The sequence below is a fragment of the Betaproteobacteria bacterium genome (assembly GCA_016709965.1).
Lineage (GTDB): Bacteria > Pseudomonadota > Gammaproteobacteria > Burkholderiales > Rhodocyclaceae > Azonexus > Azonexus amarohabitans.
The window spans coordinates 933908-948489 of the sequence record JADJLT010000006.1; the positions used below are offsets into that span (position 1 = coordinate 933908).

The 14582-nt window shown below is 59.9% G+C and carries 14 protein-coding genes and 1 pseudogene; 2 read left to right on the plus strand and 13 right to left on the minus strand.

All coding sequences use genetic code 11. The features are described 5' to 3' along the window. Window positions 1-79: 79 nt before the first annotated feature. Window positions 80-514: pseudogene (locus tag IPJ12_18890) on the minus strand (YaiI/YqxD family protein). A gap of 184 nt (window positions 515-698) precedes the next feature. Between IPJ12_18890 and IPJ12_18895 the strand changes: the two are divergent. Further along, the gene (locus IPJ12_18895) at window positions 699-1955 is read left to right on the plus strand and encodes a hypothetical protein (protein ID MBK7649163.1); all 1257 of its coding nucleotides are present in this window, start codon (window positions 699-701) and stop codon (window positions 1953-1955) included. Window positions 1956-2064: 109 nt separating this feature from the next. Here the strand turns inward: IPJ12_18895 and IPJ12_18900 are convergent, their stop codons facing one another. From IPJ12_18900 to rlmF, 10 genes are all read right to left on the minus strand, one after another. After that, entirely contained in the window at window positions 2065-3042 is a 978-nt protein-coding gene (locus IPJ12_18900) for an MBL fold metallo-hydrolase (protein MBK7649164.1), read from the minus strand. 62 nt (window positions 3043-3104) lie between these two features. Continuing rightward, window positions 3105-4424, minus strand: coding sequence for an RNA polymerase sigma factor (locus tag IPJ12_18905; GenBank protein MBK7649165.1), 1320 nt, complete (start codon window positions 4422-4424; stop codon window positions 3105-3107). A 10-nt stretch (window positions 4425-4434) separates the two neighbouring features. Further along, complete coding sequence (locus tag IPJ12_18910) at window positions 4435-4782, minus strand: GFA family protein (GenBank protein ID MBK7649166.1); 348 nt, start codon at window positions 4780-4782, stop codon at window positions 4435-4437. 80 nt (window positions 4783-4862) lie between these two features. Then, window positions 4863-5684, minus strand: a complete 822-nt coding sequence (locus IPJ12_18915) for a DUF4440 domain-containing protein (GenBank protein MBK7649167.1) — start codon at window positions 5682-5684, stop codon at window positions 4863-4865. Window positions 5685-5694: 10 nt separating this feature from the next. Further along, window positions 5695-6051, minus strand: a complete 357-nt coding sequence (locus IPJ12_18920; GenBank protein ID MBK7649168.1) for a dehydrogenase — start codon at window positions 6049-6051, stop codon at window positions 5695-5697. A gap of 10 nt (window positions 6052-6061) precedes the next feature. Beyond that, entirely contained in the window at window positions 6062-6529 is a 468-nt protein-coding gene (locus IPJ12_18925) for a VOC family protein (protein MBK7649169.1), read from the minus strand. A 138-nt stretch (window positions 6530-6667) separates the two neighbouring features. Further along, the gene (locus tag IPJ12_18930) at window positions 6668-7198 is read right to left on the minus strand and encodes an SRPBCC family protein (protein MBK7649170.1); all 531 of its coding nucleotides are present in this window, start codon (window positions 7196-7198) and stop codon (window positions 6668-6670) included. 98 nt (window positions 7199-7296) lie between these two features. Further along, window positions 7297-7707, minus strand: a complete 411-nt coding sequence (locus IPJ12_18935) for a YciI family protein (protein MBK7649171.1) — start codon at window positions 7705-7707, stop codon at window positions 7297-7299. 158 nt (window positions 7708-7865) lie between these two features. Next, window positions 7866-8714, minus strand: coding sequence for a phosphatidylserine decarboxylase (gene psd, locus IPJ12_18940; protein MBK7649172.1), 849 nt, complete (start codon window positions 8712-8714; stop codon window positions 7866-7868). 29 nt (window positions 8715-8743) lie between these two features. Beyond that, on the minus strand, window positions 8744-9766 hold the full coding sequence (gene rlmF, locus IPJ12_18945; protein MBK7649173.1) for a 23S rRNA (adenine(1618)-N(6))-methyltransferase RlmF: 1023 nt from the start codon (window positions 9764-9766) through the stop codon (window positions 8744-8746). Window positions 9767-9932: 166 nt separating this feature from the next. Between rlmF and IPJ12_18950 the strand changes: the two genes are divergently transcribed. Then, window positions 9933-11639, plus strand: a complete 1707-nt coding sequence (locus IPJ12_18950) for an AAA family ATPase (protein MBK7649174.1) — start codon at window positions 9933-9935, stop codon at window positions 11637-11639. A 123-nt stretch (window positions 11640-11762) separates the two neighbouring features. Here the strand turns inward: IPJ12_18950 and IPJ12_18955 are convergent, their stop codons facing one another. After that, window positions 11763-12401, minus strand: coding sequence for a glutathione S-transferase (locus IPJ12_18955; protein MBK7649175.1), 639 nt, complete (start codon window positions 12399-12401; stop codon window positions 11763-11765). 514 nt (window positions 12402-12915) lie between these two features. Continuing rightward, window positions 12916-14436 carry a SulP family inorganic anion transporter gene (locus tag IPJ12_18960; protein MBK7649176.1) on the minus strand — a complete coding sequence of 507 codons (1521 nt, stop codon included), beginning with the start codon at window positions 14434-14436 and terminating at the stop codon, window positions 12916-12918. Window positions 14437-14582: the final 146 nt, after the last annotated feature.

Consider the following 14582-nt stretch of genomic DNA (forward strand, 5'->3'; position numbering starts at 1 on the left):
TTTACTGTTGCCGGGAGTATAGCCCGATTGTAGTGCAGTCCGAGCCTGCGGCTATGACAGCGTCAGTCGAGAGGAATCCTGCCAGGAAGCGGTCCAGCTGGTTGGCGAAAGCCTGTCTGTCGGCCTGGCTGAAGGCTGCAGGGCCGCCGGTGTCGACGCCGGCGCTGCGCAGCCCTTCCATGAAGTTGCGCATGGTCAGGCGTTCCTGGATGGTGGCGGTGGTGTACAACTCGCCGCGCGGGTTCAGCGCGTGGGCGCCGCGTTCGATGACCAGTGCAGCGAGCGGGATGTCGGCAGTGACGACCAGATCGCCCGCCACCAGTTGATCGACGATGTGGGCGTCGGCCACATCGAAGCCGCTCGGCACCTGAATGGCGCGGATGAATTTTGATGGCGGCGTGCGCAGCATCTGGTTGGCGACCAGAATCGTCTGGATCTGCCGGCGTTCGGCAGCGCGGAAGATGATTTCCTTGATGACGCCGGGGCAGGCATCGGCATCGACCCAGATTTGCATGTCAGTGGTGGCTTCGTGGTTAAGACGCGCAGTTTGCCACGCTATGGCGGGTTGATAAATGCATGGCGGTCGTCGATTGATAGCGGTACGCTACTTCCTCACGTTATTTTGCTGACGTTTCGGTGGTGCGCAGTTCCCAAATCACCCGGAGAAGTCCATGGCTCTACAAAAAATCCGTTTTGGTATGCGTCATACTGGCGTTGCGTTGCTGCTCGTACTGCAAGCTTGCTGGGCCTTGGCACAAATTCCCGACAAGCTACCGCAGGCCCCTGATTATCTCGGCGAAATCCGCCGCTCGCCCAGTGGCGAGTTAAAGGCGATGCCGGAAGCAGCGGCAGCACGCTCCGTCGAAGCGGCTGCGACGATGATTGTCGGTCACGGCGAAAAAATTACCACGATCACCGAGGCGGCGAGGCTTGCTCACGACGGCGAAGTGATCGAGATTCGTTCGGGTGAGTACCGCGGTCAACCAGCCACCTGGACGCAGAATAATTTGTTGATCCGCGGTGTCGGGCAGCGGCCGGTCATGTTGGCTGATGGGAAAAGTGCTGAAGGCAAGGCGATCTGGGTGGTACGTGGCGGCAAGGTGACGATTGAAAACATCGAATTTCGCGGTGCCCGGGTGGATAGCCTCAATGGTGCCGGTATCCGTTTTGAGAAGGGGAATCTGACGATCCGCGCCTGTGCCTTTTTTGATAACGAAATGGGGCTTCTGACCGCGAATTCTGCCGATCTCACTCTGGATGTGATCGATAGCGAGTTCGGCGATGCGCCGCGTCATCAGGGCAATCTGCATCATCTGCTTTACGTTGGCCAGATTGGCAAATTTGTGTTGCGCGGCAGCCGCTTCTCCAATGGCTATCTCGGCCATCTGGTCAAATCGCGGGCCCGTGAAAATCACATCCTCTACAATATGCTGGTCGATGGTGCTGGCGGTAATGCCTCTTATGAACTGGAGTTCCCGAATGGCGGACTTGCCTATGTGATCGGCAATGCAATCGGGCAGAGCGCCGGCACCGACAACCCGACGATCGTTGCCTACGGTGCCGAGGGCAGACACTGGCCGGACAACGCACTCTATATGGCGCACAACACGCTGATCAATGACAACTACGCCGGGAAATTCCTCAACGTCTTTACCGACAAGATCGGGGTGGACGTCGAGGTATGGCTGCTCAATAACCTGATGGTCGGGGCTGGCGATTTGAACAAACCCGCTCAGGGGCGATTCGATGGCAACCGCCTGGTGACGCGTGGTGATTTGATCGACATGGGTGGCATTCCGCTACGTCTGACCAGCCAGTCGCCGCTGCGTGGCGCGATCCGTCCACCGGGGCAGGCGCGCGGCGTGGAGTTGTTGCCGGATGCGGAATTCCGCTTTCCGGTGGGTACTCGCAAGATGCGTCCGAACAGTGCATTGGCGCCGGGGGCATTTCAATAGGACGGTGTTCGGCTACAGGCTGAATTTCAATAGAATCAGCCTTTGCTCACGAAAAAGCCCCTGCAGGGGCTTTTCGTTTTCGGCCATTTTTTCCGGTTGACCGCAGGATTCACTCCTTGATCGGCGCGTACTCGACCGGCACCCAGGCGAAAGCCTTGCCTTCCTTGCGGATGTGACCGAGGCCAGGGAAGGGCAGGTGCATGCCGGCGACCAGCATCTTTTCCTTTGCAGCCATGGCGAATGTCACCTTGCGGGCGATGACCGCCTGCTTGCGGTCGTTGTCGTACTCAAAGGCGGTGTCCGGGCGGGCGAACTGGACGGCGTGGTTATGCACGAGGTCGCCGAGAATCACCATCTTCTCGCCGCCATCAGTCAACACGTAGCTGGTATGCCCGGGTGTGTGGCCATGCGTATCGACGCTGCTGATGCCGGGCAGCAGTTCCTGATTGCTGGTGAAGGTCTTCCACTGGCCGCTGGCCAGGTAGGGGGCGGCGGCGTCGCGCGACATCTTGAAGAAGGCCTGGAAGTCCTTTGGCGCCTTGGCGGCAACTTCCTCACTCAGCCAGAAGTCGTTGTCCGCCTTGGCCGACCATATCTGCGCCTTGGTGAAAATGGCCTTGCCGTCCGGGGTGACCAGACCATTGACGTGGTCGCCGTGCAAATGAGTGATCAGCACGACATCAACCTGATCCGGCCGGTAGCCGGCGGCCTTGAGGTTATCAACGATATTGCCCAGTTGCGGCCCGAACAGCTTGGCGGCGCCGGCGTCGACCAGCACCAGCTTGCTACCGGTGTTGATCAAGAAAGCATTGACGGCGGTCTGTACGGCCGGGCCTTTGACGAACATGCGGGCGATCAGGCTCTGCAAGTCTTTTTCCGGGGTGTTCTTGAGCAGCTTGATGTCGAGGTCGATCGGGCCATCGTACAGCGCGGTGACTTCGAATTTGCCAAGCATGGTGCGGTAGAAACCGGGTACCTGGCTCTTTTGCTGGGGTGCTTCGGCTGCGGCAAAACCGCTGCTCAAAAAGAAAAAGCTGGCGACCACCAGCCGTAACAGGCGGGCGGATTTGCGGGATTGATTTGTCATTTATTTGGGCTCCGGGTTGGGGAGGTGGCAGTTTCCCATGACTTGGGCATGCTGTGTAGGGGTCAGTGCCGGGTCGGTCGTGGCTGTGGGGATTGGTCGCCATCGCAGCGGCTGGCCCGTGCCAGCAGGAAGGCGCGCTCGCGAGCATTTTGCGTCAAGCTGGCGGCACGTTCGAACTCGGCGCGGGCTTCGGCGTGCCGGTCCAGGCGGACCAGCAAGTCGCCGCGCACGCTGGGCAGCAGGTGATAGTGGCGGAGATCGGGCTCGGCCAGCAGGCCGTTGACAATTTCCAGCCCGGCCGCCGGGCCGAAGGCCATGCCGACGGCGACTGCACGATTGAGGCTGATCACCGGAGACGGCGCAATCTGCGCCAGGGCGTCGTAAATGGCAGCGATGCGTGCCCAGTCAGTCTGTTCGACACTCACGGCCCGGGCATGGCAGGCGGCGATGGCGGCCTGCAGGGCGTAGGGGCCGAGTGGGCCGGGCAGCGCTTCGGCTTTGCTCAAAGCATCCAGTCCGCGCCGGATGAGCAGCCGGTCCCAGCGCTTCCGGTCCTGGTCCAGCAGCAGGATAGGTTCACCGCTGGCTGAAATGCGGGCCGGGAAGCGGGAGGCCTGGATTTCCATCAGGGCGACCAGTCCTTGTACTTCGCTCTCATCCGGCAGCAAGCCAGTCAGCACACGGCCGAGGCGTAGCGCTTCTTCGCTCAGTGCCGGGCGCATCCAGTCGGCACCACCCGTGGCGGCATAGCCTTCGTTGAAAATCAGGTAAACGACTTCGAGCACCGAGGCCAGACGCTGCATCAGCTCTGGCCCGCGCGGTACTTCGAACGGCACCCGGGCGGCGGCCAGTGTGCGCTTGGCGCGGACAATGCGCTGGGCGATGGTCGGTTCGGGCTTGAGATAGGCGCGGGCAATTTCATCGGTGGTCAGCCCGCCCATGACGCGCAAGGTCAGCGCGCAGCGGGCCTCCGGCGAGAGCACCGGGTGGCAGGCGGTGAATATCAGGCGCAGCAGGTAGTCGCCGATATTGTCGTCGAGGCCGGCATCCACTTGTTCGCTGATATCGTCGCTCATCACAATATGCCGGAAATCCATTTCGTAGCCGAGATCGACTGCCCGGCTGGCTGCGAGTTGCGTGTGGCGCAGATGGTCAAGTGCCCGACGTTTGGCTGTGGTCATCAGCCAGGCGCCGGGGTTGTCTGGCACGCCGGTCTGCGGCCAGTGCTCAAGGGCAGCGACCAGCGCATCCTGGGCGAATTCTTCGGCCAGGCCGATGTCGTGCACGATGCGCGCGACGCGGCCGATGACCTTGGCCGCCTCGATGTGCCAGATGGCCTCGATGCTGCAGCTCGTCGCTTGATTCGAGGCCTCATCGCTCATGCGGGAATGCCTACAGCGATCGACCGTCGTAGTGCGTGACCGGCAGGCCGGAGAAATCTACGTCTTCCAGGCAACGGACATTGATCGCAGCCATCGGCGTACCGTCCGGCATCGCCCCTTCGCCGAGCGGATGAATGCCGCATTCCGGGCAGAAGCGGTGCTTGATGCTGCCCTTGCCGAAGGTGTAGGTCTTGAGATTTTCGTCCGGCGTCAGCAGGCGCAGGCTGGCGCGCGGCACGAACCAGAGCAGGGCGCCCTTGCGCTGGCAGATCGAGCAATTGCAATCCATCAGATTGGTCAGTTCGCCTTCGACCTCGAAGGCCACTTTGCCGCAATGGCAGCTTCCTTTGTAGATCATTTTGACTCCTCCTGGCGTGGGGCAGAAATTCCTATTTTGGCCATTTTTTTCCGGTTGACCGTGGAAGCCGCGTGAAGCCCTTATTTCATCGAATGCAGCCCGATCATGTTGCCTTCCGTGTCAGTGATCAAGGCGATGTAGCCGTACTGGCCGATTGAAAAGCGGCGTTTGTGAATTTGCCCACCGGCGGCTGCGGCCTTGTCGGCTTCGACGGCACAGTCGTCGCAGCTGAAGTAGATGATGACGTTGTTGCCCGAGGGGCCGCAACCGTCGATTTTGGCCAGCGCACCCGGGGCGCCGCCGCCCGGCTGCATCGGGAAGGCCCACAGGTCGATCGGGCTTTCCAAGCGGGTGAATGTGTACCCAAAGACCGCGCTGTAAAAGGCCTTGGCTCGCGCCATGTCCTGCACGTAAATCTCGAACCAGCCGACCGGATTGCGTTCGCTGCCGGCGCCACATGCTTCGCCCGTCGCAGCGGATAAATCGGGGGCTAATGCGACTTTTTCCGTGTACGGATCGAAGGGCGCCGAGCAATGGTCATGCGTGATCAGCCAACGACCGTCGGCCTGCCGCTGCCAGATGACCGAACTGCGCAGCCAGTGGCGACCGGCCGGGTGGCCCGTTGGCAGCCCGGTGAAGTGCCAGATGAAATGGGGGCTGGCCATTTTGCTGTCAACGCTGATCGTCAAATCGCGCTTTTCAACGGCAAATCCATCGGGGAAATACTGGATGCAATCCGCTACCTTGGTGCGCATGGCGTCGACGCCGCTGCTGAAAGGTGGAATGGCGTCAAAGATCACGGCATCTGGCGCGTAGAGCGCCATCAAGCAGTCGATGCGCTTGCCACAGAAAGCGTCGCCCCATTCGGCGAGGGCCGCCCTGATGAGGGATTCGTCACTCATGATTTCCGCCTCACAAGACGTGGCAGGGGGCGCATTCGCGCACTTCAACAGTCGCCCAGTTGACCGCCGGACAGCGACCGGCGATGGCTATGGCTTCACCGAGGTTGGCGACATCAATCAGGAAAAATCCGCCGACCATCTCCTTGGCTTCGGCAAAGGGCCCGTCGCGCAGTTGCTGCTTGCTCTCGTTGACGCTGATGCGGATGGCGTGGTCGTCGGTACGGAGCGATTCGCTGGCCAGCAATTTTCCCTGTTCGGCCAATCGCTGCCCGAAATCGACCATCTGCTCATAAAGTTCGCGCGCCACAACCGGGTCATGGCTGGCCCGGTGGCCGCGTTTCTCGACGATCAGCAAAATGTAAACCATGTTTTTCTCCTCAGGCGCCAGCGCAGCCAGTCTTCATGCCGGCGGCAATTTCGTCCGATGACAAGTCGCGCTGATGGGTCGCAACCGACCACTGGTGGCCGAAGGGATCTTCCAGTCGGCCGTAGCGGTCGCCCCAGAACAAGTCGGCGACCGGCATGGTGATGCGGGCCCCGGCAGTAACGGCGCGGGCTACCGCCGCGTCGACATCGGTGACGTAAAGATGGAGCGTGACCGCTGAGCCTTTGAGGGAAAGTGGGCTGAGCATGCCTTGCTCCGCATATTCATCAACCAGCATCATCGGAGCGTCGCCAATGCGGATCATGGCGTGCGCCAGGCGCCCGTCCGGACCGGGCAGTCGGCCGAGTTCCACGGCGCCGAAGGCCCGGGTGTAGAAGGTGATGGCTTCTGCTGCGCCACGACAAACCAGGTGCGGCGTGATCGAACTGAAGCACGGGGGTATGGGTTGTACTGTGCTCATTATTTTTCCTTCCAATGACGGGGCTGAAATCAGCTGCCTCAACGTGTACGACGCGACCAAGTTCTTGAAATCGACAGACTCGCACAATTTTTGTTCAGAATGGATGGCGTTCCAAAGGCGTGATCGTGACGGCTTGATTTATCTGGCTTCGGCGAGGGCCTTGATGCTAATCAGGCCTTCTTCGAATTTTTCGCCGATCATTTTGTCCATGCTGAAGAAAATGCCCATCAGTTTCGAGATGTAAGGGCTGGGGCCGAACATGGCATGGCTGACCCGGGTGCCGCTGCCGTCCGGGGCAAGTGTGAATTCCACTGTGTTATGCCCTTCGAAGGGTGAGATGAAATCGATTTTGATGCGCAACTTGCCGGGCGGCGTTGATTCAACGATTTCCATCTGCCCCTGGCCGACATCCTTGTTGCCGTCCCAGCGATAGATCGCACCGATGCCACTTTCGTTACCGCTGTAGCTGCGCTTGAGCCTGGGGTCAGCCTTCTCCCAGGGTGACCATTTTTCCCACTGATGAAAATCAGCGATGAGCGGGAAAATCTTCTCTGCCGGTGCCTCGATGTGGGCTGAGCGCTCAACCCGGAAAGTGTCCGGTTTGGTCGCCGCGTAAATCAACAGCGCAAGAACGATCAGGGCCAGCCCTGAGAAAATTGCCTTGATCATGAGATCTCCCTGACTAGTTTTGTAGCGTTAGGCAGCGAGTGTGCCTGAAGTGCCGAGTGATGTGGGATTGACCAGCACCGAGCGATTTTGTTCGAACCTCAGTTGCCGAATGACGATTCACGAACGCGATCTGCGGCGACCGAAGATGGAAAGTCAGCCAGCCCCTGCAGTGGCCGAACCTCGATTTCAGCAGGTATTCCATCGCCACGCAGGTTTGGAAAGCGCTTTGTCCATTCCAGCGCCTCATCGCGGCTTCGCGCCTGAATCAGCGTGTAGCCAGCGACCAGTTCCTCGGTATCGGCAAAGGGACCAGCGATGATCGTGCGCTGCTCGCCTTCACGGCGAATGCGCCAGCCGGCTGAACTGGGGGCCAATCCCGACGTATCTAGAAGTGCGCCGGCCCGGGCCAGTTCTTCGTGAAACTCAGCCATTTTGATGATGAGATTTGCGGGCGGTAGCTTACCTGCTTCCGATTCGGTGCTGGCCTTGACGATGATCAGGAATCGCATCATTTACTCCGTAGGCTGGATGGCCAGGCGGAATTGCATGGCTCCTTACCGGACGACGGACGAGGGACGGGGCAATCGACAAGATGCTACGGAAATCTTGCGCAGGCATGGCAAAGAATAGCCCGTGTTGAACGGGCTATTGGCGGACTAGCGACCGCTCAGGGCTGGTTGCCCATCATTTCGCCCATGCGAATGGCGCCGGTCGGCACCCAGTCCGGATTGAAGGCGAGGGTGTTCTTGGGGAAGAGCATGACAACGGTGGAGCCGAGCAGAAATCTTCCCATTTCCTGGCCTTTTTTCAGGTTGACCGCGGTATCGCCGTCATAGCGCCATTCGCGCACGACGCCGGGGCGCGGCGGATTGATCTGGCCCTGCCAGACGGTGGCCATGCTGCCAACGATGGTGGCGCCGACCAAGGTCAGCACGAATGGGCCGAATTCGGACTCAAAGACGCAGACAACGCGTTCGTTACGGGCAAACAGCCCGGGTACGCCACGTGCTGTGGTCGGATTGACCGAGAACAGCTCGCCGGGCACGTAGATCATGCGCGTCAGCTTGCCGTCGCAGGGCATGTGGATGCGGTGGTAGTCGCGCGGGCTGAGGTAGAGCGTGGCAAAGCTGCCATTCTCGAATTGCTCGGCCAGCTTGCGGTCGCCGCCGACCAGTGCGGTCGTTGAGTAGCTGTGCCCCTTGGCCTGGAAGATCTGATCGCGTTCGATGGGGCCGAACTGGCTGATCGCGCCATCGACCGGGCTGATGAACGCAGCGTCGGCTTGGGGGCGGGCGCCATCCTTGAGCGGGCGCGTGAAGAATTCGTTGAAGCTCTTGTAGCTGGCGATATCCGGATTGGCTGCCTCGGCCATGTTGACGTTGTAGCGACCGACAAACCAGCGAATGACGCTGGTCGTCAGGTTGCCGGCTTCCTTCGAGGCCAGCTTGCCGGCGAGAATGGTCAGCGCCTGTTTGGGGATCAGGTATTGGGGCAGGACGGCGAGGCGATCGGACACAGGCAGGTTTCCAAGCTTTAAAAGGCGAATTATACGGGGTCGGTTGCCGGCGGGGCGGCCTCGGCGGGCGCAAAGGCGGGTTGCGCGTCTGGCGCCGCGGTGCCGAAAGATGGGGCGGACGACCAGCGTTCCTTGCGCCATTTTTCGCGTTCGCCGTTGCCGAAGAAAGTCCAGGCGATCAGCCGGCTTTGCTTCTGGCCCTGGGCCATCGGCATGATGCGGGACTCGACGACCTTGGCCTTTTTCAGGGCCAATTCGATATGCGGCAGGTTGTCGCCTTGCGAGAGCAGGCTGGTGAACCACATGATCCGCTTCGGGATGTTGCAGCTTTGCTCGATCATCCGTTTGACGAAGGCGCGTTCGCCACCGTTGCACCACAGTTCGCTGCCGCCTCCGCCGAAATTGAGGCGCGGCTCGGCGGCGTCGCGTTTGGCGCCAGGCTTGTTGAGGTTGTTCCATTTGCGCTGGCTGACCGCATGAACGTCATCTGGCGAATTGTGGAAAGGCGGGTTGCAGATCGACAAATCGAAGACCTCGCCGGAGCGCAGCAGGCCGGTGTAAACGTTGTCCCAGACCGTCTGGTGGCGCAGTTCAATCTCGCCGTCCAGCTCGGGATTTTTGGCGATGATCGCCTGCGCATTGGCCAGCGCCGTCTCGTCGATATCGACGCCGAGGAAGGACCAGCCGTATTCGGCGTGGCCAATCAGCGGGTAAACCATGTTGGCGCCAACGCCGATGTCGAGCACGCGCACACCAGGGCCGGCCGGGATGTTCTTCTTGTTACAGGTGGCCAGCAGGTCGGCAACGCTGTGGATGTAATCGGCGCGGCCGGGAATCGGCGGGCACAGGTAGCCGGCCGGAATGTCCCAGCTCTTGACGCCATAGTGATGCATCAGGATGGCCCGGTTGAGCATTTTGACCGCGGCCGGGTTGGCGAAGTCGATGCTCGGTGTGCCAGCCTGTGTCGTCTTGATGTGCTTGGCCAGCGCGGCCGACGTGGCGGCCAGCGCGGCGAAATCGTAGCCATCGGCGTTCTTGTTGCGGGGATGCATGGTGGTCTTTCGTACAGCGGGGGCGAGATTGTCCCACGAATGAGTGTCGCAAGCACGACAACCGGCCAAAGCTGCAGGGTTTTGATTTTTGGCGGTTTTTTCCGGTTGACCGTAAGGCACAAAACTCGCTTTGTCTGATGTATCGAACTACACAGGGAGGCAGCCCATGAAGCTGCAAATCGACCGCCGGCACATCGAACCGATGATGCAGGCCTTTCCGCGACTGGAATCCGTGCGCGACCAGTTGCGCTTTGGCAATCGCGTCGAGATTGGCTTCAATCAACTCGAAGACGGTGAGCTTGATTTGCTGCAAAGCCTCTACGCGGCCGGCGACAGCGAACTGCGGGCGAGGGCGGCGCAGATCGCCACCTTGCGCCAGGCGCTGCATGAAGGCGGCAAGCGTTTCGAGCCGGAAGAGCTGGAAATGGCCGTGCCGGCCATCGCCCGCTATTTGTCCGAAGGCGCCTCGCGCGGCTGGCTGTTTTCGGCCGGCATCACCGGCAAGCCGCTGGCCTACGTGGTGACTCGGCTCGATTTCACGCCACCCTCTGAAGAAGAAACCGGAAAGATATTTGTCGAGTTGAAAGCCAATGCCAAGGCGCGGCTGGCGACAGCAACGCTGCGTATTTCCGGCCCGGACATCGCGGGGCGGACGATCCCTGAAATCCTTGCCGCCAAGGGTTTCGTCAAGGAAACGCCAGCCTTGCTGAAAAGCTATGACGAAGGTGCCGTGCGCTATTTCGACTGGCGGGCGCAATACGGTTCGCAGTTTTCTGGTTCAGGTGTCGGCTACTTTGCCGAGAACCCGACGGCGACACATCGCGACACCGACTACTCGCGCAAGGACCAGATCATTCTATCCTCCACCGGCAGCCCGGCGCGCCTGGTGAACGACGAGAGCATCCTTGGCGAACGGGTTTTGGCGCTCGACGCGACTGGCGACATCATGGCCAAGTTCGTCCGCCGCGTGGCGCGTAATTCGCGGCTTTCCGGCAAGGAGGAGGCCGAGGTTGAGGCCACCCAGGCCGACATGCCGAAGGGCCTGTTCACCGAACTGCCCGTGCATTTCTACATGTTGATGTTCCACCTCGATCTGCACCACTACGTCTGGGTGCATGTCGACGACATGCAGCCCTACGCCTATCAGCCGGAACTCAAGACCAAGCTGGTCCTGCCGCCCGAGCAGACCGACCTGATCGACATTCTGACCGCCGAGATGGATGTGTTGATGGACGACATCGTGGCCGGCAAGTCGGGCGGCACGACAGTGTTGTGCGCCGGGCCACCGGGCGTCGGCAAGACGTTGACGGCAGAGGTTTATTCCGAAATTATCCGTCGGCCACTCTACCGCGTGCATTCCGGCCAACTCGGACTGAACGTTGCCGCCATGGAAACGGCGCTCAAGGAAGTGCTGACCCGTGCCCAGCGCTGGGGGGCGGTGATGCTGATCGACGAGGCCGACGTCTACATCAAGAAGCGCGACGACAACATCACGATGAATGCCGTGGTCGGCGTATTTTTGCGCGTGCTGGAGTACTTCAATGGCTTGCTCTTTCTGACCACCAACCGGGTCGATGACATCGATGAAGCCATCGTCTCGCGCTGCATTGCGCTGATCCGTTTCTACCCGCCGGACCGCGTCGACCGCAAGAAAATCTGGGGCGTCATGGCCGCACAATTCGGCCTGAGTCTGCCGCCGGAACTGCACGACCGCCTGCCCGACATCTTCCCGAAAGCATCCGGCCGCGACATCAAGGGCCTGGCCAAACTGGTGGCGAAGTACTGCAGTCAGAAAGCTTTGCCACCGACCGAGGATGTCTTCCGGCGCTGCTCGATGTTCCGGGCGATGGATCAGGCGGAGGTGTCTGCCTGAATATTTCAATTTTGGCAAAAATTTCCGGTTGACCGTGGTGGCTGTGGCTGCTTGTGTGGTCGTGGCAGGGGTTCGATGGGAACACGGGGGGGCAGAAGATTTCGTGTCTCCTGGCCGATTACATCAGTCAGGTTGCGGAAATGGGCAGTCGATTTGCTTGGGCAACTTGACCATGCACCGTGCAAATAGCGGACTGGATAACCACAGCGATAACCAATCTCGCGTCGCGCATAGCGGCGCTTGCTCAAACCAGTCGGGCGCAACGGCAGCAAACTGGCGGACGAAAGGGAAGATCGCCAGGTCGGTGGCACACGCTTCGCTGCCGCCAAGAAAATTGCTGTGCGCCAGGCGTTGCTCCAATGGTCGGAGGAAATGCTCCAGCGCCTGCTCTCGGTGGTTGTTCCGGTCAGCGTTAGCGTAGCGCTCCGGGTATTTGTATCGATCAAGATGATGTTTTAAGATCCCGTCGTTGTGGGCAAGCCATTCAAGATTCTCCGCAGTTTGAGCCGCTGCCCACCAATGCTTGGCGGCCGCACGCTCCAGTGCATAACGCATGATGTCCCAGCTTTGTTTCAGAACCTCACCACCCGGCAGAAGCATCACCGGGACGGAGCCCTTCGGTGAACGCGCCAACATGGCCTGCGGTTTGTCGCGCAGGGAGACCTCGTGAGCATCGAAGGCAACGCCGGCGACGAGCAGCGCCATTCGCGCCCGCATGGCGTAGGGGCAACGACGGTAGGTGTAGAGCAACGGCTTTTGCATGGTTGGGGCCGACGAAAAATATCAATAAATAAACTGGACATTCCAATTCAAAAGCGTATTCTGAAATTGAGTTCCGGCTGGTTGCAATTTTAGTTGGAGCGAGCGTTTTCGATGGAGAATAGGAGGTTCTATGGTTGATAGTCCACCGCAGTTTCTAGAGATTACCGAGTAGCATCCTGACGGCAAATCGCCGAATTCCGTGGCCATGTGTGCCACGGTCAAAGATCTTCGAAGCCCATGTCTGAAAAACATGGGCTTCATGCTTTTTAGCGCTTCAGCTTGCCCGCGGCACACAAGGCAACGTCTAAATTTCACTATTGAAATTGAGTTGATCAATGTTCGCCGCTATCAATTCCGGGCTGCAACAGAATCAGGTTCCATGGGAAGGCTATCCTGCGCTTGAAGCTATCGGTTGAGCAGTATTCGAACATCGTCCTTCACTGGCGGCGTAGCTACGGTCGACCGGAAAAATCGGCTGTTTTTGCAATACTCTTTCCGGCTGCGGGCTCACTGCCTAGCCCAGCTTGTTATCCGCGATGTGATAGTGGGGGTCGGCGTAGCGGTCGATTTCGACCATCTCCTTGGCCTTGCTCAGCAGTTCCAGGCAGTCCGGGCTGAGGTGGCGCAGGTGGAGGGTCTTGCCGGCTTGCTGATAGCGGGTGGCCAGGCTGTCGATGGCTTCGATGGCCGAGTGATCGGCGACGCGGGCCTGGGCGAATTCGACCACCACGTGATCCGGGTCATCCTTCGGTGAAAACAGGCGGGCGAAGTTGGCGGTTGAGGCAAAAAACAGCACCCCGCTCAGCCGATAGACCTTCCAGCCGTTGGCATCGATGCTGGTGTCGACCTGAATCTGCCTGGCCTGCTGCCAGGCAAAGACCAGCGCGGCAAAGACAATCCCGGCCAACACGGCGATGGCCAGATCGGTCAGCACGGTAATCAGCATCACGCCGACGACGATGATGGCGTCCTGTCGCGGAATCTTGCGTAGTGCCTGCAGGCTGCCCCATTCGAAGGTTTTTTCGGACACCACGAACATCAGGCCGACGAGTGCGGCGAGCGGAATCAATTCAATCCAGCGTGACAGGAAAAGAATAAAGCCGAGCAGGAAAACCGCGGCGACGATGCCGGATATCCGGTGCCGGGCGCCATTGTTGATGTTGATCATGCTCTGGCCGATCATCGCGCAGCCGCCCATGGTGGCAAAAAATCCGCCAATGACGTTGGCCAGTCCTTGGGCCATGGATTCACGATTAGGCATGCCGCGCGTGTCGGTAATCTCGTCGATCAGGTTGAGGGTGAGCAGCGTTTCAATCAGGCCAATGGCGGCGAGGATCAGCGCATAGGGAAAGATGATGTAGAGCGTTTCGAGATTGAAAGGTACATCCGGCACATGGAAGGTGGGCAGGCCACCAGCGATAGAGCCCATGTCGCCCACCGTCTTGGTCTCAATGCCGGTGACGGCGACGAGCCCGGCGACGATCAGGATTGCCGCCAGTGCGGACGGTATCGCGGTGGTCAGCTTGGGCAGCAGGTAAATGATCGCCATGGTCAGCGCGATCAATCCGAGCATCACCGCCAGGGACTGCGCGTTCATCCAGTGCAGCGTGCCATCGGGGCCGGCGACCTTGAAGTGACCAAATTGCGCCATGAAGATCACGATGGCCAGTCCGTTCACAAAGCCCAGCATGACTGAGTGCGGCACCATGCGGATCAGCTTGCCCAGTTTGGCGGCGGCGAACAGCAGTTGCAGCAGGCCCATCAATACCACGGTAGCAAACAGGTATTCGACACCATGCTGGGTGACGAGCGCCACCATGACCACGGCCAGCGCGCCGGTCGCACCGGAAATCATGCCGGGCCGACCGCCCAGCGCGGCCGTTACCAGACAAACAATGAAGGCGGCGTAAAGCCCGGTCAGCGGGCTGACTTGAGCGACCAGCGCGAAGGCAATGGCTTCGGGGACGAGGGCAAGGGAAACGGTAAGGCCGCTGAGAACGTTGGTTCGCAGCGAAGCTGAATTCAATTCGGACATGTGATACCTATCGAGAAACCAGATGTTGCAAGCCTCAGCATTTCTGGCGGGGGAGTTATCTGCCTACAACAGGTCACCCTCAAAATGGCCATGCGAAATGGGACATAACGCATTGTGGTGTCATGGATAAATTTGTTGCGTTGCAG

Coding starts and splice junctions, on each gene's coding strand:
- IPJ12_18895 (MBK7649163.1), top strand. CDS start 699: ATGCGTCATACTGGCGTTGCGTTGCTGCTCGTACTGCAAGCTTGCTGG.
- IPJ12_18900 (MBK7649164.1), bottom strand. CDS start 3,042: ATGACAAATCAATCCCGCAAATCCGCCCGCCTGTTACGGCTGGTGGTC.
- IPJ12_18905 (MBK7649165.1), bottom strand. CDS start 4,424: ATGAGCGATGAGGCCTCGAATCAAGCGACGAGCTGCAGCATCGAGGCC.
- IPJ12_18910 (MBK7649166.1), bottom strand. CDS start 4,782: ATGATCTACAAAGGAAGCTGCCATTGCGGCAAAGTGGCCTTCGAGGTC.
- IPJ12_18915 (MBK7649167.1), bottom strand. CDS start 5,684: ATGAGTGACGAATCCCTCATCAGGGCGGCCCTCGCCGAATGGGGCGAC.
- IPJ12_18920 (MBK7649168.1), bottom strand. CDS start 6,051: ATGGTTTACATTTTGCTGATCGTCGAGAAACGCGGCCACCGGGCCAGC.
- IPJ12_18925 (MBK7649169.1), bottom strand. CDS start 6,529: ATGAGCACAGTACAACCCATACCCCCGTGCTTCAGTTCGATCACGCCG.
- IPJ12_18930 (MBK7649170.1), bottom strand. CDS start 7,198: ATGATCAAGGCAATTTTCTCAGGGCTGGCCCTGATCGTTCTTGCGCTG.
- IPJ12_18935 (MBK7649171.1), bottom strand. CDS start 7,707: ATGCGATTCCTGATCATCGTCAAGGCCAGCACCGAATCGGAAGCAGGT.
- rlmF (MBK7649173.1), bottom strand. CDS start 9,766: ATGCATCCCCGCAACAAGAACGCCGATGGCTACGATTTCGCCGCGCTG.
- IPJ12_18950 (MBK7649174.1), top strand. CDS start 9,933: ATGAAGCTGCAAATCGACCGCCGGCACATCGAACCGATGATGCAGGCC.
- IPJ12_18955 (MBK7649175.1), bottom strand. CDS start 12,401: ATGCAAAAGCCGTTGCTCTACACCTACCGTCGTTGCCCCTACGCCATG.
- IPJ12_18960 (MBK7649176.1), bottom strand. CDS start 14,436: ATGTCCGAATTGAATTCAGCTTCGCTGCGAACCAACGTTCTCAGCGGC.